We start from the raw sequence: 24500 nt of genomic DNA, 5'->3' as shown, positions 1-24500 counted from the left end.
CGGTGCGTCCGCGCCCCGGCGGGTTCCAGCCCTCTCGAGTGCGGACGTCCGGGGGAAGGGGGTAGGGCCCCCGGGGGTGGAGGGGGTTTGTTGCCGGGGGGAACATGGTTCGCCCAAGTGGGCGAATCGGGCATCCGAGAAAGCGCTTGCTGAGCCTCCTAGGTCACGGTTTGACCACGGAAAGCGCTTCTGACCTTGTGAGTCACCCTGCACCGCCATATGTTGTCGCCCGCAACATAGTCCGAGCGTCCGAAAAGCGCCGGGTGGAGACGAGCGCAACGGGGCGTCGTCGAGAGAGGGAGCACGATGCGACGAAGCATGATCCTGGCGACGGCGGCTGTCATGGCCTCCGGCTTGCTGCTGGCCGGATGCGGCAGCGACACGCCCAGCGGTGAGAGCACGGAGAGCGGCGACGGCGGCGCGACCACGCCGAAGGTCGGAGTGATCCTTCCGGACACGAAGTCCTCGGCACGGTGGGAGACCGCCGACGCCAAGTACCTGCAGGAGGCCTTCGAGGCCGCAGGCGTCGAGTACGACATCCAGAACGCCCAGGGCGACGTCAGCCAGTTCCAGACGATCGCCGACCAGATGATCACGAGCGGCGTCAACGTCCTCATGATCGTCAACCTGGACTCCGGTTCGGGCAAGGCGGTGCTGCAGAAGGCTCAGGCGCAGGGCATCGCCACCATCGACTACGACCGGCTCACGCTGGGCGGCGGCGCGGACTTCTACGTGTCGTTCGACAACGTCAAGGTCGGCCAGCTCCAGGGCGAGGGTCTGGCGAAGTGCCTCGCGGACGCCGGCAAGACGACGGGGAACCTCGCGTTCCTCAACGGCTCCCCGACCGACAACAACGCCACCCTGTTCAAGGAGGGTGCCGCCACGGCGCTCGGCCTGGCCGACGCTCCGGACCCGGTCAACCTCAAGGGTCAGACGGCGATGGTGGACGGCGCCGAGTACGCGGTCGTCGCCGACCAGGCCGTCGAGAAGTGGGACAACCAGATCGGCGGCACGATCTTCGAGCAGATGTGGACGGAGAACGCCGGCAAGATCGACGGCGTCCTGGCGGCCAACGACGGTCTCGGCAACGCCGCGATCGCCATCCTGAAGAAGAACGGCGCCAACGGCACGGTCCCCGTGACCGGTCAGGACGCGACGGACCAGGGCCTGCAGAACATCCTCGCGGGCGACCAGTGCATGACCGTCTACAAGGCCGTCAAGAAGGAGGCCGACGCCGCGTCGGCCCTGGCCGTGGCACTCGCCAAGGGTGAGGACACGTCCGACCTGGCCACCGGCACCGTGACGGACACCGAGACGAACGAGGAGGTCGCGTCGGTTCTCCTGGACCCCGAGGCCATCTTCTTCGACTCGGTCAAGAACGTCATCGCCGACGGCTACACCACCAAGGAGAACGTCTGCACCGCCGAGCTCGAGGCCAAGTGCACCGAGGCCGGGATCTCCTGACGCACGACTCCCGGGAGCACCACCCCGGGTGACCAGGCGGGGCCGGTCCGCGAGAGCGGCCGGCCCCGGCCTGGCGTCCGGAGGAGCCGGGACGAGAACGACTGCACAGACCCGCGACGATGCGGGGTGAACCGACGGACCCGACGAGGTGGACGATGACACAAGCACCCGACCTGGCACCTCCGCCGACCCTCGAAGTACGGGGCGGCCGCAAGAACTTCGGGGCGGTGCACGCGCTGCGCGGCGTCGACCTGGTCGCGCGGGCCGGTGAGGTCACGGCGCTGGTCGGTGACAACGGCGCCGGCAAGTCGACGATGATCAAGTGCGTCGCGGGGATCTACGCGTTCGACGCCGGTGAGGTGCTGTTCGAGGGCGAGCAGACGCACATCAGCGCCCCGGCGGACGCGAACGCCCTGGGCATCGAGGTCGTCTACCAGGACCTCGCGCTGTGCGACAACCTCGACATCGTGCACAACATGTTCCTCGGCCGGGAGCTGAAGAACGGCTTCCGGCTCGACGAGTCCGCGATGGAGACGCGCGCGGCGGAGGTGCTCGCCAGCCTGTCGGTGCGGACGGTCCGGTCGATCCGGCAGCACGTCGCGAGCCTGTCCGGTGGTCAGCGCCAGACGGTCGCGATCGCGCGGGCCGTGCTGTGGAACTCGAAGCTCGTCATCCTCGACGAGCCGACCGCCGCGCTGGGCGTGGCGCAGACGGAGCAGGTGCTGCAGCTCGTCCGGAGGCTCGCGGACGCGGGCCTGGCCGTGGTGCTGGTCTCGCACAACATGAACGACGTGTTCGAGGTCGCGGACTCCATCAACGTGCTCTACCTGGGCCAGACGGCCGCGCAGGTGCGGACCAAGGACACGTCGCGCATGGAGGTCATCGAGCTCATCACCAGCGGCTCGGCGGGCATGCCCCCGGGCACCGTGGCGCCGAAGATGTCGCCGGACGCGCCGGAACGGTCGGCGACGTCCGTGGCGAGCGCCACCGCGACGACGAGCGACGCGCCGACCACCACGAACGGGAGCACCTCCGCATGAGCACGTCCACGGTTCCCTCGGCGCCCACCGCGCCGTCGCTGCTGGCCGGCTCGGTCGAGCAGCCCACGTTCGGCGAGGCGGTCAGCAGCTACGTCAGCCGGGTGCGCGGCGGCGACATGGGTTCGCTGCCGGCCATCCTCGCGCTGGCGGTGCTGACGCTCGCGTTCGTCATCATGAAGCCGGAGACGTTCGCGTCGGCGTTGAACATCGCGAACCTGTTCCAGCAGGGCGCGGTCGTCGTGACCATCGCGATGGGCCTCGTGTTCGTCCTGCTGCTGGGCGAGATCGACCTGTCGGCGGGCTTCACGTCAGGGGCGTGCGGTGCCGTGCTGGCCACGTGCCTCGTCGTCTACGACTGGCCCTGGTACCTGGCGCTGGCCGCGGCGCTCGTGACCGGTCTCGTCGTCGGCACCATCCTCGGCACCCTGGTCGCGCGCGTCGGTATCCCGTCGTTCATCATCACGCTCGCCATGTTCCTGGCGCTCCAGGGCGTCGTCCTGCTGATCATCGGGGCGGGCGGCAACATCTCGATCACCGACCCGGTGATCATCGCGCTGCAGAACCGGAACGTCCCGCCGCTGCTCGGGTGGGCCCTGGCGATCATCGCGGTCCTGGCGTACGCGGGGACGAGCCTGCGGACGTGGCAGCTGCGGCGCAAGCGCGGGCTGCTCGCCGCACCGCTCGGCATGGTCGTCCTGAAGATCGTCGCCCTGGGCGCCGTCGTCCTGGCGATGGTTGCGGTCCTCAACCAGGAGCGCAGCCTGAACCCGCTGCGAACGTCGATCATCGGTGTCCCGATCGTGGTGCCGCTGATCGTCACCCTCGCGCTGATCCTCGGCTTCGTCCTGACGCGCACGGCGTTCGGCCGGCACATCTACGCGGTCGGCGGCAACACGGAGGCCACTCGCCGAGCGGGCATCAACGTCAAGGGCGTGCAGACGGCATGCTTCATGATCTGCTCCTCGATGGCGGCCATCGCCGGTGTCCTGGCGGCGTCGCGTGCCACCTCGGTGGACCCGAACGCGGGGGGCTCGAACGTGCTCCTGTACGCCGTCGGCGCCGCGGTGATCGGTGGGACGTCGCTGTTCGGTGGCAAGGGCCGGATCATCGACGCGCTCATCGGTGGTGCGGTGATCGCGGTCATCGACAACGGCATGGCACTGCTCGGGTACTCGTCGGGGATCAAGTACGTTGTCACCGGCGCCGTGCTCGCAGCTGCTGCGGCCGTCGACGCGGTCTCCCGCCGACGTGCCAGGGCCACGGGACGCGGCTAGACGATCTGAAGGAGGCTGCTGGTGCGGCTCGGCGCTGGTCCGCCGGTCCGGCGGGCCGACGCGGCCGCGCAGGACGACGTACGACGGGCCAACCTGTCGGCGGTCCTCCGCCTGCTGCACTTCCACGGGCCTGCCACGCGGTCGGACCTCGTGGCGTCCACGGGCTTCAACCGGTCGACCGTCGGGTCGCTCACGTCCGAGCTGGTCAAGCTCGGGCTCGTGCGTGAGCGACCCGGCGTCGTGTCCGGCAAGGGCCGGCCGTCGAACGTCGTGGAGCCGGTCAGCACGAGCGTGCACGTGCTCGCGTTCGACGTGACGCCGTCGAGCGTCGGCGCCGCACGCGTCGGTCTGGGCGGCTACATGCTGCAGGTCCGTCGCCGTCTGCACAGCACCTCTCCGCACGACGTGCCCGCGGTCGTCGACCTCATCGCGACCCTCGCCCGGGAGATGCAGGCGAAGGCCGTCCCCGGGTCGGTGTGCCTGGGCCTCGTCGTCTCGGTCCCGGGCAGCGTCCGGCAGCCGGACGGGATGGTGCGCCGATCGCCCCCGCTGGGCTGGCACGAGGTGCCGTTCGCGGAGATGCTCGGCGAGGCCACCGGTCACGAGTACCCCGTGGCCGTCGGCAACGACGGGGACCTCGGGGTGGTCGCGGAGTACCTGCGCGGCGCGGCGCGCGGCAAGCAGGACGTCCTGTACGTCCGCGGCGAGGTCGGGGTCGGCGGTGGGGTCGTCGTCGACGGCGAGCTGCTCAAGGGCGCCGGCGGGTACGCGGGCGAGGTCGGGCACATCGTCGTGAAGCCCGGGGGCCGCGTGTGCTCGTGCGGGGCGCGCGGCTGCTGGGAGGCGGAGGTCGGCGACGCCGCGATCATCCGCGCCGTCGGGCGGGACCCGCGCGAGTCCGACATCGAGGACGTCCTGAACGACGTCGCCGTCGGCAACCGCCGGAGCATCGCCGGGGTGCGCAAGACGGGGGAGTGGGTCGGGCTCGGGCTGGCCAGCCTGGTCAACCTGTTCAACCCGCACGTGGTCGTCCTCGGCGGGTCGCTCGGGGCGCTCTACCCGACGATGGAGCCGACGCTCGCCGCGTCCTACTCCCGGGCGCTGGGGCCGATCCGGGAGCAGGCGCTGCTCGTGCGCTCGGACCTGGGCTCGGACGCGCAGCTGGTCGGAGCAGCCGAGGTGGCGTTCGCCGACGTGCTGGAGGACCCGGCAGGCACGCTCGGGGGGCGGTCCGACCAGGAGCCCGAGCTGCTCTCGGGCACCTGACGACCCGACATTCTGCACCAAAGCAGACGTCCGCCCGTTCTCACAGGCAACCGTCGGCGTGTCACCACCGTGCCGGGGCGGGCCCGCTGCCTACGCTCGTTCAGGCCAGCAGCAGTGCCCCGTCCCCGAACCTGGCCCCCGCGAGCATCGTGATCAGATTCGAGAACGTCACCAAGGTCTACGCGCGCGGCGCCCGACCGGCGCTGGACCGCGTGTCCCTGGATGTCGAGCGGGGCGAGTTCGTCTTCCTCGTCGGCGCCTCCGGCTCCGGCAAGTCCACGTTCCTGCGCCTCGTGCTGCGCGAGGAGCGGGCGTCGGCGGGCCGCGTGTTCGTCGCCGGCAAGGAGCTGGGCACGCTGTCGTCGTGGAAGGTGCCGACGCTGCGCCGCCACATCGGTGCGGTGTTCCAGGACTTCCGTCTGCTGCCCAACAAGACGGTGTTCGAGAACGTGGCGTTCGCGCTGCAGGTCATCGGCAAGCCGCGGCACCACATCCTCACGACCGTGCCGGACACGCTCGAGATGGTTGGCCTGGCCGGCAAGGAGAAGCGTCGCCCGCACGAGCTGTCCGGTGGCGAGCAGCAGCGTGTGGCCATCGCGCGCGCGTTCGTGAACCGCCCGAACATCCTGCTGTGCGACGAGCCCACGGGAAACCTGGACCCGACGACGTCCCTGGGGATCATGCGCCTGCTCGACCGGATCAACCGCACGGGCACCACGGTCGTCATGGCGACGCACGACGACGAGATCGTCGACCAGATGCGCAAGCGCGTCATCGAGCTGTCCACCGGCGCCCTGGTGCGTGACCAGTCGCGCGGTGTGTACGGATCGGACCGCTGATGCGCCTCCAGTTCATCCTGTCCGAGATCGGTCTGGGACTTCGTCGCAACCTGTCGATGACCATCTCCGTCATCCTCGTGACCTTCGTGTCGCTCACCTTCGTCGGCGCCGCCGCCCTGCTGCAGACGCAGATCGGGAAGATGAAGGACGACTGGTACGACAAGGTCGAGGTCTCCGTCTTCCTGTGCCCGCAGAACTCCACGGCGCCGACGTGCGCGAGCGGTGAGGTCACCGACGACCAGAAGGCCGACATCCAGGCGGCGCTCGCGTCGCCCGAGGTGGAGCCGTACGTCGAGAAGGTCTACACGGAGACCAAGGAACAGGCGTACGACGCGTTCCAGAAGCAGTTCAAGGACCAGTTCTGGGCGTCGGCCGCGACGGTCGACGACATGAACTCGTCGTACCGCATCAAGCTCACGGACCCGGAGAAGTACTCGGTCGTCTCCGAGGTGATCTCGGGCCGCGCCGGCGTCGAGGAGGTCAAGGACCAGCAGCGGCTGTTCGACCGGCTGTTCTCGGTCCTGAACAACGCGACCCTGCTGGCCGGTGGTCTCGCGGCGGTGATGCTGCTCGCCGCGGTGCTGCTGATCACGACGACCATCCGGCTGTCGGCCCTGAGCCGCAAGCGCGAGACCGGGATCATGCGCCTGGTCGGGGCGTCGACGGTGTTCATCCAGCTGCCGTTCATGCTGGAGGGGGCGATCGCCGCGACGATCGGTGCGCTCCTGGCGGTCGGCGGGCTGTGGGTGGGTGTCACGTACCTCGTCGACGACTGGCTGGGGGAGTCCGCGGGCTGGATCCCGTACGTGAGCACCTCCGACGTGCTCACCATCGCCCCCGTCCTCATCGGCGTCGCCATCCTGCTCGCGGCGATCTCGTCCCTGGTCACGCTCAGCCGGTACACGAAGGTCTGACGATGAACCGCCTGCGCCTCTCCGCCTTCCTGGCCGTGCTGGCCCTGCTGCTCACGGCCGTGCTCGTCGGCCCTGCCGCTGCGGACCCCATCGACGACCGCCGCCGGGCCGCCGAGGCGCAGCGGGAGGCCATCGCGAAGGCCCGCGAGCAGACCGAGGCCGCCATGGAGGGCGTCAGCGCCGAGATCCAGGCGCTCGCCGTGCAGCTCGCGGACACGCAGGCGAAGATCCCCGGCGCGCAGGCGGCGCTCGACGCCGCGAAGGCAGCCCTGGAGAAGGCGCAGCGCGAGGCGGCGATCATCGCGGCCCGGCTGGTCGACGCCGAGGAGCAGCAGGCGACGATCACCACGACCATCGCGCAGGACACCGAGCACGCCGCAGCGATGCGCGCCGCGATCGGGCAGATGGCGCGTGAGGCGTACAAGGGCGGCGGCGGGGTGTCGAGCGTGGACGTCATCCTCGACGCGCAGAGCACCGACGACTTCGTGCAGCGCTACGGCCTCATGGCGACGGCGCTGCGCACGCAGGCCCAGATCCTCGACGAGCTCAAGGCTGCCGAGTCGGCCAACCGCAACGCGGAAGCCCGGCTCGTCGCGGTCAAGGAGAAGATCGCGCAGCTGAAGGCCGCCGCCGACCAGAAGGTGGTCGAGGCCGACGCGGCGAAGGCGGCCGCGACGTCCGCGAAGAAGGCCCTCGACGACCTGCTGGCTCAGCAGGTGCAGCAGCAGGCGGCCCTCGACGCCACGAAGGCAGCCCTCGAGGCCGAGCTGGCGCGCGCCGACGCCGAGGCCGCTGCCGTCCAGGCCGAGCTCCAGGCTGCGATCGCCGCCCAGCGTGCGCGCGACGCCGCGGCCGGCACGCCGCAGGGCCCGCCCGGGGCGATCGGCGGCGGGCTGTTCGGCAACCCGACCAGCATCAGCCCGATCTACGTGACCTCCGACTACGGCATGCGGCTGCACCCGACGCTGCACTACGTGCGGCTGCACGCCGGCATCGACCTGCGCACCTACTGCAACACCCCGATCTACGCGGGGCGCGGCGGCACGGTCACGTGGGCGAAGTCGCGGTTCGGGTTCGGCAACCAGGTGATGATCGACAGCGGGTTCGTCAACGGCAACGCCCTGTCCGCCAGCTACAACCACCTGACCAGCTTCGCGGTGAGCAGCGGGCAGCACGTCGAGCGGGGCCAGCTGATCGGGCGTTCCGGCAACACGGGGACGTCGGCGGCCTGCCACCTGCACTTCGAGGTGTACGTCAACGGCGGCACGACGGACCCGCGGCCACTCCTCGGCCTCTGATTTCGGGTGGCGCGCGGACGGTAGTCTCGACCCCGCACACATCCCTTTGATTGCAAGGAACGAGGTTCGACCACCGTGGCCAAGGACGTCGGGCGCAAGGTCGTCGCCTCGAACCGCAAGGCCCGGCACGACTACGTCATCGAGGACGTGTTCGAGGCCGGCCTGGTGCTGCGCGGCACCGAGGTCAAGGCGCTGCGCATGGGCCGGGCGTCGCTGGTCGACGGCTGGTGCGAGGTGACCAACCACGAGCTGTGGCTCGAGGGCGTGCACATCCCCGAGTACTCGCAGGGCACCTGGACCAACCACGCGCCCCGTCGCAAGCGCAAGCTGCTCCTGCACCGCCAGGAGATCGACCGCCTGGAGTCGAAGACGCGGGAGAAGGGGCAGACGATCATCCCGCTGTCCCTGTACTTCCTCGACGGGCGCGCCAAGGTGGAGATCGCCCTGGCCCGAGGCAAGCGCGAGTGGGACAAGCGGCAGGCGCTGCGCGAGAGGCAGGACAACATGGAGGCCACCCGCGCCATCCGCGAGAAGCGCGACCTGTGAGGGCACTGCGGGCGGTCCTTCTCGCCCTGGGTCTCGTCGTCGCCCTGACCGCTGCCGCCCCTGACCAGTCGAGTGGTCAGGAGATCACGCGGTACGACGTCACCGCGTCGCTCGCCGCCGACGGCACCATGGCCGTCACGCTCGACTTCGACTTCGACTTCGGGGACGACCCCGGGCACGGCCCGTACCTGACCTTGCCGACGAGGGTGTCCTACGACGACGAGCTGGACCGCGCGTTCCGCTACACGGACATCACGGCGTCGTCGTCGACGGGCGCGCCCGCGGACGTCAACCAGGAGTCCACCGACAGCGCGCTGATCCTGCGCATCGGCGACGAGGACATCGACGACGTCTCCGGCGTGCAGACGTACCGGATCGAGTACACGGCCGACGGGCTGCTGAACCCCGCGAATGCCGAGCACTCCGGCGACGAGCTGTACTGGAACGTCATCGGCGCCGGGTGGGAGATCCAGCTGGGCGACCTGTCGGTCGCCGTCGACGGCCCCGCCGCCGTCGAGGGCGCGGTCTGCTTCGCCGGTCCGTACGGGTCTTCTGCAGGCTGCACGTCGGTCTCCTTCGCGGGTTCGACGTCGACGTTCACGCAGGATCTCGTCCCCGTCGGTGACCAGTTCTCCACGGTCACCGGCTGGCCCGCCGGCACGTTCCCCGGCGTCGAGCCGATCCTCGTCGACAAGCCCGACCCGCTGGCCCCCGTCCGGCCGAACTCGGTGTTCGGGATCGTCGGGCTGCTCGTCCTCGTCGGCGGCGGGATCTTCGCCTTCGTCCGGCTCCGCCGCGTCGGCCGCGACAAGGCCTACCTCGGCCTGACCCCCGGCCTGCGCCCCGCCGACAACCAGCCCGGCGGCGCGACCGTCGGGTTCCGCGACAAGCGCGGCGCCGTCTCCGTGCAGTTCCAGCCGCCCGAGGGCGTGCGACCGGGGGAGGTGGGCACGCTCGTCGACGAGAAGGCCGACCCCGTCGACGTCACCGCCACCCTGGTGGACCTCGCCGTGCGCGGCTGGCTGCGCATCGAGGAGGTGCCGCGGTCCAACCCGAAGAAGAAGGCCAAGGACTGGACCTTGGTGCAGCTGAAGAACAAGGACGGCTCGCTGCTGCCGTACGAGGACGAGCTGCTGGCCTCCATCTTCGCGTCGTCGACCACGGTGAAGCTGTCCGACCTCAAGACCACGTTCGCCGCCTCGATGGCCAAGGTCCAGGACGGCCTCTACGACCACGTCACCGCGTCCGGCTGGTTCCGGTCCAACCCGAAGTCCGTCCGCACCGCCTGGCACGCCACCGGCATCGTCATCGCCGTGGCCGGCGCGATCCTGACGTTCTTCGCGTTCGCAGCCGGCGCGTCCGTCGCCGGGATCGCGCTCGTGCCCATCGCGCTGGTCGCCGTCGGCATCCTCGTCACGATCATGGGCAACGCCGCCCCCGCCCGCACCGAGGACGGCACCGCCGTGCTCGCCCAGTCCCTCGGGTTCCGCCGCTACCTCGCCACCGCCGAGGCCAACCAGCTGCGGTTCGAGGAGGGCGAGGACATCTTCAGCCGGTACCTGCCCTACGCCATCGTGTTCGGCCTCGCCGACCGGTGGGCGCGCGTCTTCTCCGAGCTCGCCGCACAGGGCCGCGCCTTCGAGCAGCCCGGCTGGTACGTCGGCGGGTACTACCCCGGCGCCAACATCTACTGGGCGACCGCGTTCGCGTCGTCGCTCGACCGGTTCGCCGCCGTGGCCACCGAGTCGATCTCCGCACCCACGCCCGGGACCTCCGGCGGGTCCGGGTTCTCCGGTGGCGGGTTCTCCGGCGGAGGCGTCGGCGGCGGTGGTGGCGGAGGCTGGTAGGCGATACGCCTACTCTCGCCCGTCCAGGACCCGCACGACCGACTCGAACCAGTCCCGGAGCGAGATCCCGTCGTCGCGCGGGTCGTAGTAGGAGTCGGCCTCGTTGATCCAGCGGTGGGCAAGGGCGTCCTCGTCCTGCGCGTCCGCGAGCAGGCGGACGATCTCTCGCCGCAGGGAACTGATCGTCTCCTCATTGACGCTGCCGGCGAAGTTTCGGACGACTCCGAGCGGCTCGCTCGCCTCGAGGTCGTAGTCCTGGTGGAAGTAGGCGGCTCCGAAGTAGCTGATCGGATCCTCACGACGCGGTCGGCTCTTGCCGTGGCGCTCGCCCATGCTCACTCACCTTCCCGTGCGGCCTGGAAGAACGTCAGCTCCGGTCCGTACGAGCCGTCGACGTCGGTCTGGACGACGAGCTCGCGGTCGGGATACGCGTCCCGGAGGGCGATCCGCCAGAACGACGCGATGGGCTCCACCAGTCCGCGCGCCTCCGCCTCGGTGAATCCCCTGCTCGGCAGGAGGTCCCACACGTGGACGTGGTTCACGATCCGCTCGACGTCCGCGACGACACCGAGTCGGTCGAACCAGTCGTCGACGACCGGCCGGTTGCAGGCGAAGCCGAGGAACACGCCGCCTCGGTACTCGACGAACGGGGGAGCCACGAAGGCCATGACGGAGGCGAACATCGACGCCGTCACCGTCGCCCCCAGGTACGGACGAGGGTCGGGCGGTCCGTCCGGGCGCAGGAAGACGCCCAGGTCGCTGAACGCGTGAAGATCCACCTCGGGACGGTCGCTCATGACGGCGGCACACTCAGGGCAAGCACGCGTCGACCTCGTCCCAGACAGAGAGGCGCCGGTCGCCCCATCCCGCTCCCAGCGCCAGAGCGGGCGTCAGCAGGTCTCTGACGTGCGGGGGAGCGTCCGCCAGTGTGCAGCGTCGCGTGCGTCGCCGTCGACGTCTTTGGGCAGTGCCGCGATCGCCAGGTCGGCGGTCATCGCGGGGCTCCAGGCACGATCCCGGACCGTTCCTGGGCTTTGCGCAGGCTGAGCACGAGAGAGCCCGGCGGTGAGACCGCGGGGCTGCGCACGAGGGCGCTCGGTCCCGGGTAGAAGTCGCCGTCGAAGGGTCTCAGGCCCAGCTCCGCGCAGTAGTCGACGAGCATCGCCGCCGTGAACCGCTCGGCGGTCCGACGGTTCTCGTACGCCGCCACGTCCTCGAAGTCCTGGACGACGCCGTTCGCGTCGAACCTCCAGCTCTTCGCGTACTGCACCAGCGAGATGGTGCGGACGTAGTTCAGGAAGTCGGTCGTGACCGGGCCGAACATCTCGAACTGCCGGCACGCCCGCCGAGCCGGTCGCCCGGGTGCTTCCGGCGAGCTGGGGACCGACGCCACCGCCAGGCCCTGGACGAGCATGGTCCTGGCCAGGTGCCCGATCCGAGAGATGGGGTCGCCGTACGGGTACCCGCAGTCGACGATCGCGGTCCACTCCGGGTTGGCCGTCGCCACCACCAGCTCACGAGGACGCACGGCGGACGTCAGGGGCTCCAGCGCCAGGACGTGATCGCGCAGCCCACCGGCCAGTGGTTCCACCCGCGCCACACCGTGGATGGCGCGGCGCCACGTGACAAGACCGTCGACGACGTCGTCGAGAGATGCACGCAGGAAGCCCATGCGCGACGTGATGGGCGCGAACTCGTCGCCCCAGAGCGTCACATGCTTGCTCATGGGGGTCCATCCAGCGCAGCGAGCCGGTCGAGCTCCGACTCGAGCCGAACCTGCATCGCGCCGTCCGAGAGGTCCTCCGGACCGCGCAGCGCAGGATCTCCGCAGTATTCGTCCTCCAGGATGAAGAAGACGTCGTCCAGCATGCGTTCGAACGGCTGGCGGACGCGTTCACCCTGAGCCATCGCGAGGCGTCGACCAGCGAACCACACGCTCTCCAGCTCCGCTCCGGTGATGGAGCCGGCCACGAAGCTGCGAAGGGCTGCGATCTGGCGCCCGACGCCGGTGTTCTCGGGCACCTCCCCAGGACTGGCCCATGCTCGCTGCATCGTCCTCATCTCACTGCTGCCGTTACCGCGCGGCGCTCACCGGGTCGGATCGAGCTGCGCCTCGATCAACGCAACCGCACGACCGCGTCGTGCGCTGCTGTCATCGCGATCTCCTAGGTTCCGGCCGGGCGATGTGCAGGACGTTAGTGGCGTCGGAACGGCCGCGGGGCGATTCGGGACTGTCCGCGCGACACGCTACTAGCGCGACGCTGGCCGCTCCGGCGCTGGACAGCCAGACTGGCGGCATGCAGCTGCCCGTGATGCCGCCCGTCGACCCGATGCTCTCCAAGTCGGCGCCCAAGATCCCCGCGGGAAAGCTCTACGAGCCCAAGTGGGACGGGTTCCGGGCGATCGTGTTCCGCGACGGCGACTCCGTGGAGATCGGGTCGCGGAACACCAAGCCGATGCAGCGGTACTTCCCGGAGGTCGTGGAGGCTGTCCTGGCGTACCTCCCTGACCGCTGCGTCGTCGACGGCGAGATCATCGTGCCGTCCTCGTCGCACAGCGGTCTCGACTTCGAGGCGCTCCTGCAGCGGGTCCACCCCGCGGAGTCGCGCGTGCGGCTGCTGTCCGTGGAGACACCCGCGCTGCTGGTGCTCTTCGACGTGCTCGCGCTGGGGGACGACGACCTGACGTCGTTGCCGTTCTCGGAGCGGCGCGGGGTGCTGTCGTCCATGGTTTCGCCGGGTGGCCCGATCTCGATCACGGCGCAGACCTCCTCGTTGGACGTCGCTTCGCAGTGGTTCTCGCAGTTCGAGGGCGCGGGGCTCGACGGGATCGTCGCCAAGGACCCTGACGGTCTCTACGAGCCCGGCAAGCGCACGATGCAGAAGATCAAGCACGAACGGACCGCCGACTGCGTGATCGCCGGGTACCGGCCGCACAAGTCCGGCGACGACGCCGTCGGGTCGTTGCTTCTGGGGCTGTACAACGACGACGGGGTCCTGGCGTCCGTCGGTGTCGCGGCGTCGTTCCCGATGGCGCGACGCAAGGAGCTGGTGACCGAGCTCGCTCCGCTGGTCGTGCCGCTGGAAGGGCACCCGTGGGACTACTCCGCGATGGCCCGCACACCTCGGGAGGCGGCGGGGAGCCGGTGGTCGGCGGGGAAGGACCTGTCGTTCGTGCCGCTCGAGCCGTCGCTCGTCGTGGAGGTCGCGTACGACCACATGGAGGGTGTGCGGTTCCGGCACACCGCGCAGTTCCGCCGCTGGCGGCCCGACCGCACGCCGACGTCGTGCACCTTCGAGCAGCTCGAGGAGCCCGTGTCGTACTCGTTGAAGGACGTGCTCGCGACCCTCTGACCGGTCCACAGGTTGCGCATGGGTTCGCTCCAGCGACCTCCCGGGTCCGGGCTGTTGTCTCTTCCTTGACGGCGCCACCCGGGAGCTGTCGGGGAGGTTCTGGTCATGGACGAGGTTTCGAGGACGTCGAGCACTCCGGTCGAAGGGCCAGGCGCGTCGGAGGGGTCGGTGCAGGGCGGTTCGAGTGCGGAGGCGGCGGTTCTGTCGACCGACTCGACATCGTCATCGTCACCGATGTCCGCCGATTCGTCGGGAGATGTCGCCGTCGTTCGACGCGGGGTCGCGTTCGGTGCCGCGGGCGGGGCGCTCGCCCTCGGACTGCTCGCCGGAGGAGTCAGCGGCGGTCTGGTCGCGGCGGCGCTGGCGTCGCCGGCCACCGACACCGCAGCCACGTCGGCGATCGAGGGCGCGGCGTACGCGCCACCGTCGACCGAGGAGCAGGTCCCGTCGTTCGTCCCGCCGTCGTGGGGCTCTGGCCAATCGACTGCCACCGCGGCGACCGCCGACCAGCAGGTGGGCGTCGTGACGATCACCAGCACGCTCGGCTACCAGGACGCGCAGTCCGCCGGCACGGGCATGGTGCTGACGTCGGACGGCCTGGTGCTCACCAACAACCACGTGATCGAGGGCTCGACCTCCATCGAGGTGACGATCGAGTCGACCGGCGCTGTGTACACGGCCATCGTCGTCGGCACGGACGCTTCGTCGGACGTCGCGCTGCTCCAGCTCCAGGACGCGACCGGGCTGGCCACCGTGGCGTTGGACGACGACGCCGGTGTGGCTGTCGGCGACGCCGTGACCGCAGTCGGCAACTCAGAAGGCGGCGGCGACCTGCTCGCGGCTCTGGGCAGCGTGACGGCACTGGACCAGACGATGACGGCATCGTCGAACGGCTCGACCCCCGAGACGCTCGACGGGCTCATCCAGTTCTCCGCCGCCGTGGTGCCGGGGGACTCGGGCGGCCCGGTGTTCGACGACGAGGGCGAGGTGATCGGCATGACGACCGCCGCATCGAGCGGGACCGTCGAGACCGTCGCCTACGCGATCGACATCGAGGATGCCCTGGTCATCGCGCACCAGATCCAGTCCGGCATCGCCTCCGACACCGTGACCATCGGGTACCCGGCGTTCCTGGGGATCTCGCTGGGTTCGGACGGTTCCGTCGCGGGCGTGCTCGAGGGAACCCCGGCTGCGTCGTCCGGTCTCGCTGCCGGCGACGTCATCACCGCGGTCGACGGAGTGCCGGTGCCATCAGCCGCGTCGCTCTCCGACCTCCTGGACACGCACTCACCCGGCGACACCGTGACGCTGACCTGGACCGTTGCCGCCACCGGAGCCTCCACCTCCGCGCCCGTCACCCTCATCGCCGGACCGGCCGACTGAGGGAATGAGCACGACCAGCCTCCCGTTGGGAGGTAGGCTGGTCGAGTCAGCTTCGGCTGGTGCTTGAAAACTGAACATGGGGGTGATCGGTTTCGACGGTGATCGTCGAACCAGGAGAAGCGGGTCGAGGACGCACGGTTATCTCGTCAACGCTCCGTGCAAAACAATAGGTGCCAATACAAACCGCACCGACTTCGCCCTCGCCGCCTGAGCGAGTCCCGAAGTCCGTTGGCCTGAGTACGCTCTCGACTCAGTAACCAGCGTCATCTAGAGAGCCACTGCTGGTAATCCTCGTCAGTGGGGTTGCCGGGACTTTTAGCTGACTGGGCCCGTCCACGGCTTGCCTGTGTGACCGTGGGGGCCGAGAAAATCACAGCAGGCTGCACCCGGAGAATCCCTGGTACTGCGTCACCGGACGCGGGTTCGATTCCCGCCACCTCCACCGCTCTGACCTGCGGTAACGCATGGTCATGTTGACAGGAAGTAGCCTCTCGTTGACACGAGGGGCTATTTTCGTGTCTATGGCCTCCATCAGGGAGCGGATACGGGCTGACGGCACACGGTCGTACGCAGTGCTGTGGAGGGACCCTGAGACGAAGCGGCAGAGCTCGCTGACGTACGACGACGAGAACGACGCGCGCGTCGCGAAGCACCTCCTCGAGGTGACCGGTGGGCACACTGACGAGGCCGCCCAGATCGCTGACGCCGTGCGGCATCACGGCCCCTCCGTTGTCGAGGTGGTCTCGGAGCACGTTGACCTGCTGACCGCCGTGGGTCCGGACACCCGTGCGAGCTACCGCACGCAGCTTCGCCGCCACATCGCGCCGACGTTAGGGTCGTATCCGGTCGCCGTGATCACCTACCGGCACGTCGCCGGATGGGTTCGCTCGCTTAGCGCCAGTGGCCTGTAGCCCAAGACAATTGCGAACATCCACGGACTGCTCTCTGCGTCGATGTCGACGGCGGTCCGGCTTGGGTACCGCACGGACAACCCTTGCGTCGGCGTGCAGCTCCCCAAGTCGCAACTGACGCAGGACGAGATGACCGTGCTGACACGCGGCGAGTTCGCTCTGCTGCTCTCGCACGTCCAGCCTCACTACCAGCCATTGGTCCTGCTGCTCGTCGCGACGGGCCTGCGGTGGGGCGAAGCAACCGCGCTGACCCCTGGCGACCTCGACCTCTTCGCCAGCCCGCCGACGCTGCGCGTCACGAAGGCGTGGAAACGTGATGGCGATCGTCACTGGTACGTGGGGCCACCGAAGACCAAACGAGCACGTCGTACAGTCTCACTTCCGGACGAATTGGTTGACGTGCTGATGCCTTTGGCTGCAGGCAAGACCGCGGACGGTCTCCTCTTCACAAACACCGTGGGTCAGCAGATCTCCTCGTCGCGATTCTGGACTACGACCTGGACGCCAGCGCTAGATGCTGCGACCCAGCCGCTGCGCGACGACGGCACGCCGGACCTTGACGCTCCACGGCTTACGAGACGTCCGCGAGTGCACGACCTCCGGCACACGCACGCGTCGTGGATGATCGCGGCCGGCACGGACTTGTTCGTCCTACAGCGCCGACTAGGTCACGAGTCCATTACCACCACAACGGAGACCTATGCCCACCTCTTGCCGGACCAGCAGGCCGCTGCCGCGGCGGCAGCAGGGCGGGCGCTCGGCGGGCTCAGTCTCCCCTCGGACTCGAGGAGCATCAGGGCGTGACGCGCACAACCATTGACCTCTGCCGTGTCGCGCAGAAGAACGACGTTCGCCACTGGCCGCCTGCGGCAGTTCGTGCAGGTTACGAACCTTCCGAAGGCGCCCGCGGATGCCAGCGAGAAGCGAGCGGACCGAAGCGCGTCGCTACGGGAATCCTCAGACACATTGGGGCCGGCTACGTGCGGGGCTCGTGCACGAGGCAAACGCGTCCCCGAGTGCTGATCGCGTATCCGACTGGGGGTCAAGGGGTCGCAGGTTCAAATCCTGTCAGCCCGACAGTGAAAGCGCAGGTCAGGGGCTTCTGCTCATCCTATCAAGCCCCTGACCTTCTCTCTTTGGCCCTGCGGGAAACATCTCGGGAAACATCTCGCCGCATACACAGGCGAACGACGACGCCCCGCGATGTCCGGTCCCGGACCACGTGCTGCTCGCCCAGACCCAATCGATGCTTGGCTCTCCTGATCAGGGTGCAAGGGCCAGCGATTGGGCCCCCGCGCGCCGAAACTGTCTTGCGCGGCCCAAGAGAGCCACCGCAGGACCGCCGCGTGGCGCAGCCGCAAAGCAGCCCGGCGCCCGACCGACACCGAGCAACGCGCGAGCGGCCGACGGCGGCGGGCGCGATGGCGCGCGCGGATGTTCACTGGCGGCAGACCAGCCCTCCAGCCGCGGGCTGTTCAAAGGCCGCGTCACCCGGTGGTACCTGTGGGACAGCGACGACGCGACGATCACGCTCGCTGACCCCCCACCGAAGTGAACGACCCCACTTCGGTTGTCACCCGTGGACTCGCCCATCACCACGCTGAGACGGTCGGGCGTGATTGGGCCGAGGATGCGGACGCCCCGTCACGATCACCTTCGAAGGAGTGCACGTGACTGCGTGTCCCGGCGCAAAGCCTGTTCCTGAGGCCTCCGTGCTGCGCCCACCAGGAGCCCCCGGTCGCCTGGCCCGCGTGAGCAGCCAACTGCCGCCCGCGCCGTAGCAGTCCGCAGCACCGATCGACTGCCCGCCCCCGGCTCGCCCGACGACCTCACGGAGTCGCCCTGGCCGCATCCTCGGCTGGCGGGCACGCGAAGGACAGATGGGCCGTCGACCACGCGGTGTGGCCCCGACACTGGACGCAGCAGCGGATCTGCCTCACACCGCCGCCGCGACATGCCGATGGAAGAGCGTGCCCGCAACACCTTCGACTACAGCCGAACCACGGTTCCCCAGCGTGATCTCGCCGATCAAGGGGATCCTCGGACATCCCTCGGAGCCCACACACGAGGTTCTCGCGCAACTCGACGGCTTCGCGGACAGCGATCCCGAACCTGTTATCCGAAAGTGGGTCCGTCAGCTCCGCAAGAGCAGAGACCCAGGGTTACGGGTCGTGCTGAGCCGTCCAGACACGGGTCTCTTCGTCATGTTCCGGACCTCGACCGACGAGTTCGGGCAGTCCGCTGTCTGGGCGATGGTGCCGGGAAACCGGATGCGACAGCAGTACGAGCTCCCGCAGCTCGACGCGGAAGACAAGGCAGAGATGCGGCACTGCGGCTGGCGCGGACCAGGGCGAACGATCAGCGCCTGGTGGGTGATTCAAATGAGCACCCGGACCGAGATCGACACCGCCCTCGAAGAGCTCCTCTTTGGACCGACGCTCTGGGACGACCGCGACAAGTTGTTCGCGCAGGTGCACACGGAGATCTGGGACGTCTCCGACATCCATGACTACGTCGTGGCATACCCGCCTCTGAGCTTCTTCCTCGGCGCGACGTACGGCTTCACCATGAACGAGATGGTCCAAGCGGGTAGATGAGCGGCCACGGGGATGGCCTAACCATGCAGCGACGAAACGTGCGACTGCCGGGTTACGCCCGGCGTACCACGGTCACCTATGGCGCCGGCCAGGACGGGGCTCCGACCGCTACGACCAGTGCTTGCGGTCGAAGACCCGCTCTCTTTCGGCTGCAGGGTCACCGTCGAAGTCATCGCCGACCTCACCGGTCGAGGCATTGACCACGATGCTCGCAAGAGACGGCTCATTGCGCCTGAAGCAGTCTTCGGAGAGCAGGTCCAGGAGTCGACCCATTCCTTGCACGAGGTAGGGCAGTTCCAACTCTTGACGCAACTCGCCATAGGTGACGAGCTCGCGAGCCAGGGCAGCCTCGACGAGCCGGTCACGCACCCTCGGTAAGCACTCGAAGGCAGTGTCCGTGACTGTGATGTTCCGCCCCTTCATCGATATCTTCTCGCCCTTGCGCAGCTTCAGTCCCATGGGGTGCATCCTGGCAGTCGAGCGCTCGGCGCGGGCAACGTACAGAACGGCGCTCACGCGATCGAGCACCCACTAGCGTCCTAGTTCGGACCAGAACGGAGACACGCTCTGGCAGAGCGGAGAACTGTCGATCGAGCAGGTCGAAACCTCGCCGCCAGCTCGCGGTGCGTTCGGCGCACGGCAGGGAGCTTCCAAGAAGCGCCGCCTCAAGCGGAAGCCGAACCAGCCCGTTCCCGCTCGATCGATCAACCTGGTCTGCCCCTCTGGGCTTGGCTCGGGCACACTCGACGCGTGCCCCAACTCCCACTCGCGACGCGCCAAAGCCGGGATCTACCGGACTTCTTGATTCACTACACAAGCCGCTTCGGCGCGGAGTCGCCGGGCGTCCCGAAGGAGATCCAAGACCTCCTGCCGTGGGAGCGCGTGGTGTCGATCCTTCATCGCGCGGTCCTGAGATACAGCCAGCCGTTCGACACGGTGTGGCCGGTTGCATGCTTCACGCAGTCGACGCGTCGAGCTCTCTCCGGCATGGGCCGGAATGTGGGCATCGGGTTCCACAAGCAGTTCATCTGGGACGCCGGCGGAGGACCCGCTTACTACGTCCGGGGCGACCAGTGGACGGACTGGCAGAACTCGAACCTCTCCGAGCCGGCGCGGTCGATGGGGGTTCGTCTCTGGCCGGGCTGGGAAGGCCCGCCTGAGATCGGTATAGGCAACCGCTTCGTCGACCAGCTTGGGACTCGCAGTGAGTGGCTCCATGAGCGCGAGTGGCGCCTGCCCCGACCGAACGAGACGGACTGGGGCTGGGCGTTCCCTCGCGAGGCGGTCGCGTTCCTCTTGTCCGCGAACCAACGCGTGAAGGATGACGCGTTCGCGACCCTGGCGAGCTGGGGTGGGGATGTGGCGTGGGTCGAGTCGCTTCCCATCTCATGGGGCGGTGCTGACGACTTTCCTGGCGTCGACGGACTTTGAGTCGGCTGCCTGCTGCCTTTCAACGTTGGCTGCGAATCGATGCGGCCAAATCTGGCCGGCCTTCCTACGCGAGGAGTGCGTCGAGGTCACCCGGGCCGAAACCGACGTCCACCAACACCTGACGATCATCCTCGCGGAGCCACCCCCATAGCTGTGCATGCACGGCGACCTCTCGCTCTCGCGGCCCGTGGAGGTCGATCCCGGTCAATGGTGTGTCGTCGGGATGGTGGAACAGGAACCTTCGCGCGCTGTTCACCGTGCAGGAGTTGCTGTACAGCGCAGTCGCGGCAACGCCGGGGAAGGAGGAGTCGCCGAGGTCCGCGAGGGCGGGCGGAACGGCTGATGGGTCGTACATCGCCAACGAGTGGCGCCGCGTGAGTGGAGCATGAATGACCGTCGCGGTCGCGATGCCGGTTCCCATTCCGACCACCGTCATGTCGTGGTTTGGGACGACGTAGACGGGGTGGTCGCTGGTCGCGAGTGCCTTGCGCTGGAAAACGGTCAGAAGCCAGCAGCGATCTAGAAGTGACTGGGTGACACGCGGCAGCATCTGCCCGAGCTGCTGCATGTGATGGTTGGCATGGACCCGTGCACGCGGGGGGTCCTTGAACAAGTCCACCCACTCGCGGTCCACCGTCGCGTCGTCGGCTGTTTGGCCTGCCTCGGTCAGCGCCCGACGCAGTCGTTCGCGTCCGCCGAGGATGACTTCGAGCAGCAGGGCGTGAGACGCGATCTCGCTCATCGAGTCCCGCATACTGGTACCTCGCAGGAGTTGCAGAGCCAGCCAGCCCGCCATCGCGACCCGATGCTCCTCCGGCAGTGGCCACACGCCGTCGGCCATCGCCCTCCACGCTGGCGCCGCCAGTCCCTCCAACTCCGCCAGAGCCTGCTCTACCGCATCCGACTCCTGCCCCTTCTTGTCGACGACGGTGTAGAAGTCGGTGTTGACGGAAGCGTCGCGGATGCTCTGATTGAACGACCGGTCGCCGGGCAGCATGACGGTCCTGACCTGCTGGCGCTCGTCTGCGAAGTACCGCAGGTAGAACTTCGACACCACGTGGTGTCGCCGGGCCGGGGTCGATCGGGACCTGTCGTCTGCGCTGGCCCTTGTCACGAAGCGATGCTCGCAGAGCGCCGGCACCCATGAGAGTTAATCGGCGAGAGCATCACCTTGTGATGTGTGTGCACTGGCCGGCCGCTACGGTCGCGAAGGTGGACCACGGGCGGCGGCCGACATCTGGACGATGAGCTTCGCGAGGTGCTGTAGTTCGACATCGATAGCAATCAGCGTTCGAGAACGGCAACCACACGGGCTCCTCCTTCTCATCCGTTCGGACGCGGCTGTCGCCGAGCACGTCGAAGAGTGCTTCACCGATCTCGACGCTGAGGTCATCCTTCGTGTCGAATGCGTTGAGCCTGCCATTCGTTCGGTATTTGCAGAGGTCCTCAGCGAAGGAGGCGGGCGCGACCGAGACGATAGCCGTCGGCGCGCGTCTTCACGGCGGCACCTGGGCTCAGCTGGAGAGCGCGTCCCACAAGGCGGCTTCGATCGTGTCTGCGGCGTCCGACGCCGACTGGTGCTCCCACACCCGAACGACGCTCCACCCGGCGGTCCGAAGGTCCGCGTCGGTCTGCCGATCGCGGGCGACATTCCGCGCGAGCTTGTCTGCCCACCAGGCGGCGTTCGCCTTCGGACTCGTTGCATGCTCAGGACACGAGTGCCAGAAGCACCCATCCACGAAGACGGCCACCTTCGCCCGCGGGAACACGACGTCTGCTCTGCGCCTGCCGGGCAAGACTGCACGCTGGACGAAGTATCGGCGCCCGCGCCGATGAAGCTCCTTGCGAACCGCGAGCTCAGCAGCGGTGTCGCGATTGCGAACTCGGGCCATCCGAGCGCTGGTCGCAGCGTCCGTCCTCATGGCGTCTATCGTGCAGTGCTGCACCAGCAGGTCCGCTAGCGTCCGTGCCGTGACAGACTCCGCACCGAAGCCGCCGCTGCCTGCACCTGGCGACGTCTGCACGCCCGACCCGCGTCCTGGTCGGGTCCGGGAAGCGCACGACCTCACCGCCCCTGACCATGACGACGAACTCCAGCAGGTCTACGCCTGGCTGGCACTTTCGCCGGTCGAGCGCGCATTCACCCGTGCGGTTGACGACGCCATCAGGTACGTCCTGGACGGATCCCGAACGGGGCGGTTCGACCTCATGAGCCCAGACGTCGACTCGGACGAGCGGGCTTCCGTGGGCACCAAGTTGCAATACCGGATCCTCAACGAGCTCAATCTGGTGAAGGAGCCCCCGCTCGACACGACCATCCTGGGGATCCCGGTCGAGCTGAAGGCGACCGTGCGATCGAACTGGATGATCCCGACCGAGGGCCAGTGCGAGATCTGCCTACTCGTCCAGGTGGACCCCGCAGGCGCGCGCCACCGCGCGTTCCTCATGCGGACGCACCGCGCGTGGCTTCGTGATGGCGCCAACAAGGATGGGAAACGGGGGGTCGTCAGTGCGGCCCTCGTACAATATGCCCTGCCCATTCTCGATTGGACGCCACTTCCGCCAGAGCCTCTCAAGCGGCTGACCCAGCCCCAGCTCGACGTCGTCTTCGCTCCCCGTGCTGGTCAGACAGAACGCCTCACCGCACTGTTCGGGTATCTGCCCAATGTCATTATGCCGCGGTCTTCGATCGAGACCGTGTGCGCCGGCAACCGGGATCCGATGCGTCGCGCGCGTCAGGCCAAGCCCCTTGTCGCCGGGCGGCACGGCCTGACGCTCCTTTGCGGAACCTGGCGCGAAGATCTCGAGCTCGCAACGTCGCGCGGGTTCGACATCTCCGGCGACGCATGGGTGGCGCTTACGCCGGAGGCACTCGTCCGTCCAGAAACGGCCTAATCTGACGGGCGATCGCACGTGCCAGACCACTAGGCACGGCGTTCCCGATCTGACGCGCGATCTGGATCTTCGTTCCGACCCACTTGAAGTCCTTGGGAAAGTCCTGAATGAGGGACGCCTCGTAGTGCGTGATCACGCGGTCGACGCTGCGATCGGGGTCGCCCTTGACCGCGCCCTCGTAGCCGTGGTTTTGAACTGGCGCTGGCTCCCACTGTGGATGCAGGTACTGACCCTTTTCAGGCTTGTAGAACTCAGTACGGATTGTCACGGACGGGGCATCCCAGCGACCTCTGCCCATGACGTCGGTCGTCCCCGTGGGCTTGTCCTGCCAGCAGCGAGACTGAAGTTTGTACGGCAGATCGAATCGGCCACCACCCGGCGGGACGAACGAGTAGCGCTCAAGGCTCTCGTCCCGCGGGTTCCGCTTGATGTGAAGGTCGAGCTCCGTGAACGGGCCGGGCATCGTCTCGCCGTTGAAGTCGCGCTTCCGGTCTGCGCCCGTGGGGAGCTCGGTCGACGCGGGCTTCGCCGGGAGGTGACCGATCACGTCACGCAACGTCCGCCACGGCTTGAGCGCGCTTCCCTCGGCGGGCCGCTGCGCGTGAGTCGGGGCTGGCATCTCGATCCGGCCGATCCGAGACCCAATGACGATGGTTCGCTTCCTTCGCTGGGCGACGCCATAGTCGGCAGCGTTGAGCACGGCGTGCGTCAGGTCGTAATCCTTAAGCGTCCCGTGGTCCTGCTCGGAGAGCAGCATCTGGAACTCCGGGCTCTTCGAGAACCGATCCACGTTCTCGATCACGAAGACCTCGGGGTTCGCTGCACTGACGAAGCGGAGGTACTCGCGCCACAACTGGTTTCGCGGATCGGTGATGTCCTTGAGCCCGAGGTTGCTGAAGCCTTGGCACGGCGGCCCGCCGATGATGACGCGGGCCCTCGGGATCTCCTTCGTGGGCACGTCGGCGATGTCGCCAGCGATGACGTGGTCTTCCCCAAAATTCGCGGCGTACGTCGCGGCGGCCGCCCTGTCCCACTCGACGGCCAGGAGAGGATCGAAACCCTCCTCGACGAACCCCTGAGTCATGCCACCGCAGCCTGCGAAGAGGTCGATCATGGGGATGCCGGTCATGTGGGTGATCGTACGGCGACCAACTGACACTCCGTGTTGGACTCGCTCGTGCGGTCATGTTCCCGAGTCTGTGGTGGGACCGACTGACGCATCGCTCAACGGCCGCGGAGCTTGACCGGGTTGCGATTGGGCGACGCATGCCCCTGCGGATGCTCTGTAGGAGCGCCCCGGGGTCCTGTCGTGGCCGTCCTCAGACCCGTTGGTGGACGCAAGCAAGTCTGTGCTGAAACACGAGTGATCGGCCGAAGGGCGAAGCCGAGAGCCGCTTCGCGTCGGAGGGCGAACGGACAAACACACGCACTTGACCCGGGGC

The 24500-nt window shown here is 68.4% G+C and carries 24 protein-coding genes and 1 other RNA gene; 17 read left to right on the top strand and 8 right to left on the bottom strand.

Translation table 11 applies throughout. From position 1 onward, the window contains the following. Positions 1-306: 306 nt before the first annotated feature. The 9 genes from ASF78_RS17420 (at position 307) to ASF78_RS17380 (ending at position 10488) form a co-directional block, all read left to right on the top strand. On the top strand, positions 307-1464 hold the full coding sequence (locus tag ASF78_RS17420; RefSeq protein WP_056592429.1) for a sugar ABC transporter substrate-binding protein: 1158 nt from the start codon (positions 307-309) through the stop codon (positions 1462-1464). 155 nt (positions 1465-1619) lie between these two features. Further along, positions 1620-2504, top strand: a complete 885-nt coding sequence (locus ASF78_RS17415; RefSeq protein WP_156374216.1) for an ATP-binding cassette domain-containing protein — start codon at positions 1620-1622, stop codon at positions 2502-2504. After that, positions 2501-3778 carry a sugar ABC transporter permease gene (locus ASF78_RS17410; RefSeq protein ID WP_056592426.1) on the top strand — a complete coding sequence of 426 codons (1278 nt, stop codon included), beginning with the start codon at positions 2501-2503 and terminating at the stop codon, positions 3776-3778. Before ASF78_RS17415 ends, ASF78_RS17410 begins: the two co-directional genes overlap by 4 nt. A gap of 21 nt (positions 3779-3799) precedes the next feature. After that, positions 3800-5044: an ROK family transcriptional regulator gene (locus ASF78_RS17405; protein ID WP_056592423.1), complete on the top strand. Its 1245-nt coding sequence runs from the start codon at positions 3800-3802 to the stop codon at positions 5042-5044. 149 nt (positions 5045-5193) lie between these two features. Beyond that, the gene (ftsE, locus tag ASF78_RS17400; protein WP_055920845.1) at positions 5194-5883 is read left to right on the top strand and encodes a cell division ATP-binding protein FtsE; all 690 of its coding nucleotides are present in this window, start codon (positions 5194-5196) and stop codon (positions 5881-5883) included. Then, positions 5883-6797, top strand: a complete 915-nt coding sequence (gene ftsX, locus ASF78_RS17395; RefSeq protein ID WP_056592420.1) for a permease-like cell division protein FtsX — start codon at positions 5883-5885, stop codon at positions 6795-6797. The genes ftsE and ftsX overlap by 1 nt, the downstream gene beginning before the upstream one ends. Before the next feature lie 2 nt (positions 6798-6799). Then, positions 6800-8095, top strand: coding sequence for a peptidoglycan DD-metalloendopeptidase family protein (locus ASF78_RS17390; RefSeq protein ID WP_056592417.1), 1296 nt, complete (start codon positions 6800-6802; stop codon positions 8093-8095). A gap of 75 nt (positions 8096-8170) precedes the next feature. Then, positions 8171-8641 (top strand): SsrA-binding protein SmpB, encoded by a 471-nt coding sequence (smpB, locus tag ASF78_RS17385; protein ID WP_056592414.1) that lies wholly within the window; start codon positions 8171-8173, stop codon positions 8639-8641. Then, on the top strand, positions 8638-10488 hold the full coding sequence (locus tag ASF78_RS17380) for a DUF2207 domain-containing protein (protein WP_056592411.1): 1851 nt from the start codon (positions 8638-8640) through the stop codon (positions 10486-10488). Before smpB ends, ASF78_RS17380 begins: the two co-directional genes overlap by 4 nt. 9 nt (positions 10489-10497) lie before the next feature. On the opposite strand, the gene ASF78_RS17375 is transcribed toward ASF78_RS17380, so the two are convergent. The 4 genes from ASF78_RS17375 to ASF78_RS17360 form a co-directional block, all read right to left on the bottom strand. Beyond that, positions 10498-10821, bottom strand: coding sequence for a contact-dependent growth inhibition system immunity protein (locus tag ASF78_RS17375; RefSeq protein ID WP_056592408.1), 324 nt, complete (start codon positions 10819-10821; stop codon positions 10498-10500). A gap of 2 nt (positions 10822-10823) precedes the next feature. Next, positions 10824-11285, bottom strand: coding sequence for a hypothetical protein (locus ASF78_RS17370; RefSeq protein WP_056592405.1), 462 nt, complete (start codon positions 11283-11285; stop codon positions 10824-10826). 194 nt (positions 11286-11479) lie between these two features. Next, a complete protein-coding gene (locus ASF78_RS17365) occupies positions 11480-12214 on the bottom strand; it encodes a hypothetical protein (protein WP_156374215.1) in 735 nt (244 codons plus the stop codon). Further along, entirely contained in the window at positions 12211-12510 is a 300-nt protein-coding gene (locus ASF78_RS17360; protein WP_056592399.1) for a hypothetical protein, read from the bottom strand. The genes ASF78_RS17365 and ASF78_RS17360 overlap by 4 nt, the downstream gene beginning before the upstream one ends. A gap of 275 nt (positions 12511-12785) precedes the next feature. On the opposite strand from ASF78_RS17360, the gene ASF78_RS17355 reads away from it, so the two are divergent. The 6 genes from ASF78_RS17355 (at position 12786) to ASF78_RS17335 (ending at position 18732) form a co-directional block, all read left to right on the top strand. After that, the gene (locus ASF78_RS17355) at positions 12786-13841 is read left to right on the top strand and encodes an ATP-dependent DNA ligase (protein WP_056592396.1); all 1056 of its coding nucleotides are present in this window, start codon (positions 12786-12788) and stop codon (positions 13839-13841) included. 234 nt (positions 13842-14075) lie between these two features. Further along, on the top strand, positions 14076-15224 hold the full coding sequence (locus tag ASF78_RS17350) for a S1C family serine protease (RefSeq protein ID WP_056592393.1): 1149 nt from the start codon (positions 14076-14078) through the stop codon (positions 15222-15224). A gap of 78 nt (positions 15225-15302) precedes the next feature. Further along, positions 15303-15669, top strand: a transfer-messenger RNA (tmRNA) gene (gene ssrA, locus ASF78_RS22080). A 76-nt stretch (positions 15670-15745) separates the two neighbouring features. Beyond that, the gene (locus ASF78_RS17345) at positions 15746-16135 is read left to right on the top strand and encodes a hypothetical protein (RefSeq protein WP_056592390.1); all 390 of its coding nucleotides are present in this window, start codon (positions 15746-15748) and stop codon (positions 16133-16135) included. A 93-nt stretch (positions 16136-16228) separates the two neighbouring features. After that, positions 16229-16939: a site-specific integrase gene (locus ASF78_RS17340; protein ID WP_162243374.1), complete on the top strand. Its 711-nt coding sequence runs from the start codon at positions 16229-16231 to the stop codon at positions 16937-16939. A gap of 1211 nt (positions 16940-18150) precedes the next feature. Next, positions 18151-18732, top strand: coding sequence for a hypothetical protein (locus ASF78_RS17335; RefSeq protein ID WP_056592384.1), 582 nt, complete (start codon positions 18151-18153; stop codon positions 18730-18732). 108 nt (positions 18733-18840) lie between these two features. Here the strand turns inward: ASF78_RS17335 and ASF78_RS17330 are convergent, their stop codons facing one another. Next, complete coding sequence (locus tag ASF78_RS17330; protein WP_156374214.1) at positions 18841-19191, bottom strand: hypothetical protein; 351 nt, start codon at positions 19189-19191, stop codon at positions 18841-18843. Between the two features lie 291 nt (positions 19192-19482). Between ASF78_RS17330 and ASF78_RS17325 the strand changes: the two genes are divergently transcribed. Continuing rightward, a complete protein-coding gene (locus ASF78_RS17325; protein WP_056592376.1) occupies positions 19483-20163 on the top strand; it encodes a hypothetical protein in 681 nt (226 codons plus the stop codon). 64 nt (positions 20164-20227) lie between these two features. Here ASF78_RS17325 and ASF78_RS17320 read toward each other — a convergent pair whose 3' ends face one another. Both ASF78_RS17320 and ASF78_RS17315 read right to left on the bottom strand, forming a co-directional pair. Then, on the bottom strand, positions 20228-21220 hold the full coding sequence (locus ASF78_RS17320; RefSeq protein WP_056592373.1) for a DUF4238 domain-containing protein: 993 nt from the start codon (positions 21218-21220) through the stop codon (positions 20228-20230). 457 nt (positions 21221-21677) lie between these two features. Beyond that, positions 21678-22085, bottom strand: coding sequence for a very short patch repair endonuclease (locus ASF78_RS17315; protein ID WP_056592370.1), 408 nt, complete (start codon positions 22083-22085; stop codon positions 21678-21680). A 49-nt stretch (positions 22086-22134) separates the two neighbouring features. Between ASF78_RS17315 and ASF78_RS17310 the strand changes: the two genes are divergently transcribed. Further along, positions 22135-23058 (top strand): NaeI family type II restriction endonuclease, encoded by a 924-nt coding sequence (locus ASF78_RS17310; protein WP_162243373.1) that lies wholly within the window; start codon positions 22135-22137, stop codon positions 23056-23058. On the opposite strand, the gene ASF78_RS17305 is transcribed toward ASF78_RS17310, so the two are convergent. After that, positions 23021-24187, bottom strand: coding sequence for a DNA cytosine methyltransferase (locus ASF78_RS17305; RefSeq protein WP_200940641.1), 1167 nt, complete (start codon positions 24185-24187; stop codon positions 23021-23023). The genes ASF78_RS17310 and ASF78_RS17305 overlap by 38 nt on opposite strands. Positions 24188-24500 lie beyond the last annotated feature (313 nt).

It is taken from the genome of Cellulomonas sp. Leaf334 (genome assembly GCF_001424195.1).
Taxonomy (GTDB): Bacteria; Actinomycetota; Actinomycetes; order Actinomycetales; family Cellulomonadaceae; genus Cellulomonas.
This window is presented reverse-complemented; position numbering and strand designations above follow the sequence as displayed.

Bases quoted from the DNA above. Each gene is read 5' to 3' on its own strand.
- ASF78_RS17330 (WP_156374214.1), bottom strand. From the start codon at position 19,191: ATGGGACTGAAGCTGCGCAAGGGCGAGAAGATATCGATGAAGGGGCGG.
- ASF78_RS17355 (WP_056592396.1), top strand. From the start codon at position 12,786: ATGCAGCTGCCCGTGATGCCGCCCGTCGACCCGATGCTCTCCAAGTCG.
- ASF78_RS17365 (WP_156374215.1), bottom strand. From the start codon at position 12,214: ATGAGCAAGCATGTGACGCTCTGGGGCGACGAGTTCGCGCCCATCACG.
- ASF78_RS17370 (WP_056592405.1), bottom strand. From the start codon at position 11,285: ATGAGCGACCGTCCCGAGGTGGATCTTCACGCGTTCAGCGACCTGGGC.
- ASF78_RS17350 (WP_056592393.1), top strand. From the start codon at position 14,076: ATGTCCGCCGATTCGTCGGGAGATGTCGCCGTCGTTCGACGCGGGGTC.
- ASF78_RS17390 (WP_056592417.1), top strand. From the start codon at position 6,800: ATGAACCGCCTGCGCCTCTCCGCCTTCCTGGCCGTGCTGGCCCTGCTG.
- ASF78_RS17375 (WP_056592408.1), bottom strand. From the start codon at position 10,821: ATGGGCGAGCGCCACGGCAAGAGCCGACCGCGTCGTGAGGATCCGATC.
- ASF78_RS17315 (WP_056592370.1), bottom strand. From the start codon at position 22,085: ATGAGGACGGACGCTGCGACCAGCGCTCGGATGGCCCGAGTTCGCAAT.
- ASF78_RS17305 (WP_200940641.1), bottom strand. From the start codon at position 24,187: ATGACCGGCATCCCCATGATCGACCTCTTCGCAGGCTGCGGTGGCATG.
- ftsX (WP_056592420.1), top strand. From the start codon at position 5,883: ATGCGCCTCCAGTTCATCCTGTCCGAGATCGGTCTGGGACTTCGTCGC.
- ASF78_RS17410 (WP_056592426.1), top strand. From the start codon at position 2,501: ATGAGCACGTCCACGGTTCCCTCGGCGCCCACCGCGCCGTCGCTGCTG.
- ASF78_RS17345 (WP_056592390.1), top strand. From the start codon at position 15,746: ATGGCCTCCATCAGGGAGCGGATACGGGCTGACGGCACACGGTCGTAC.
- ASF78_RS17415 (WP_156374216.1), top strand. From the start codon at position 1,620: ATGACACAAGCACCCGACCTGGCACCTCCGCCGACCCTCGAAGTACGG.
- ASF78_RS17420 (WP_056592429.1), top strand. From the start codon at position 307: ATGCGACGAAGCATGATCCTGGCGACGGCGGCTGTCATGGCCTCCGGC.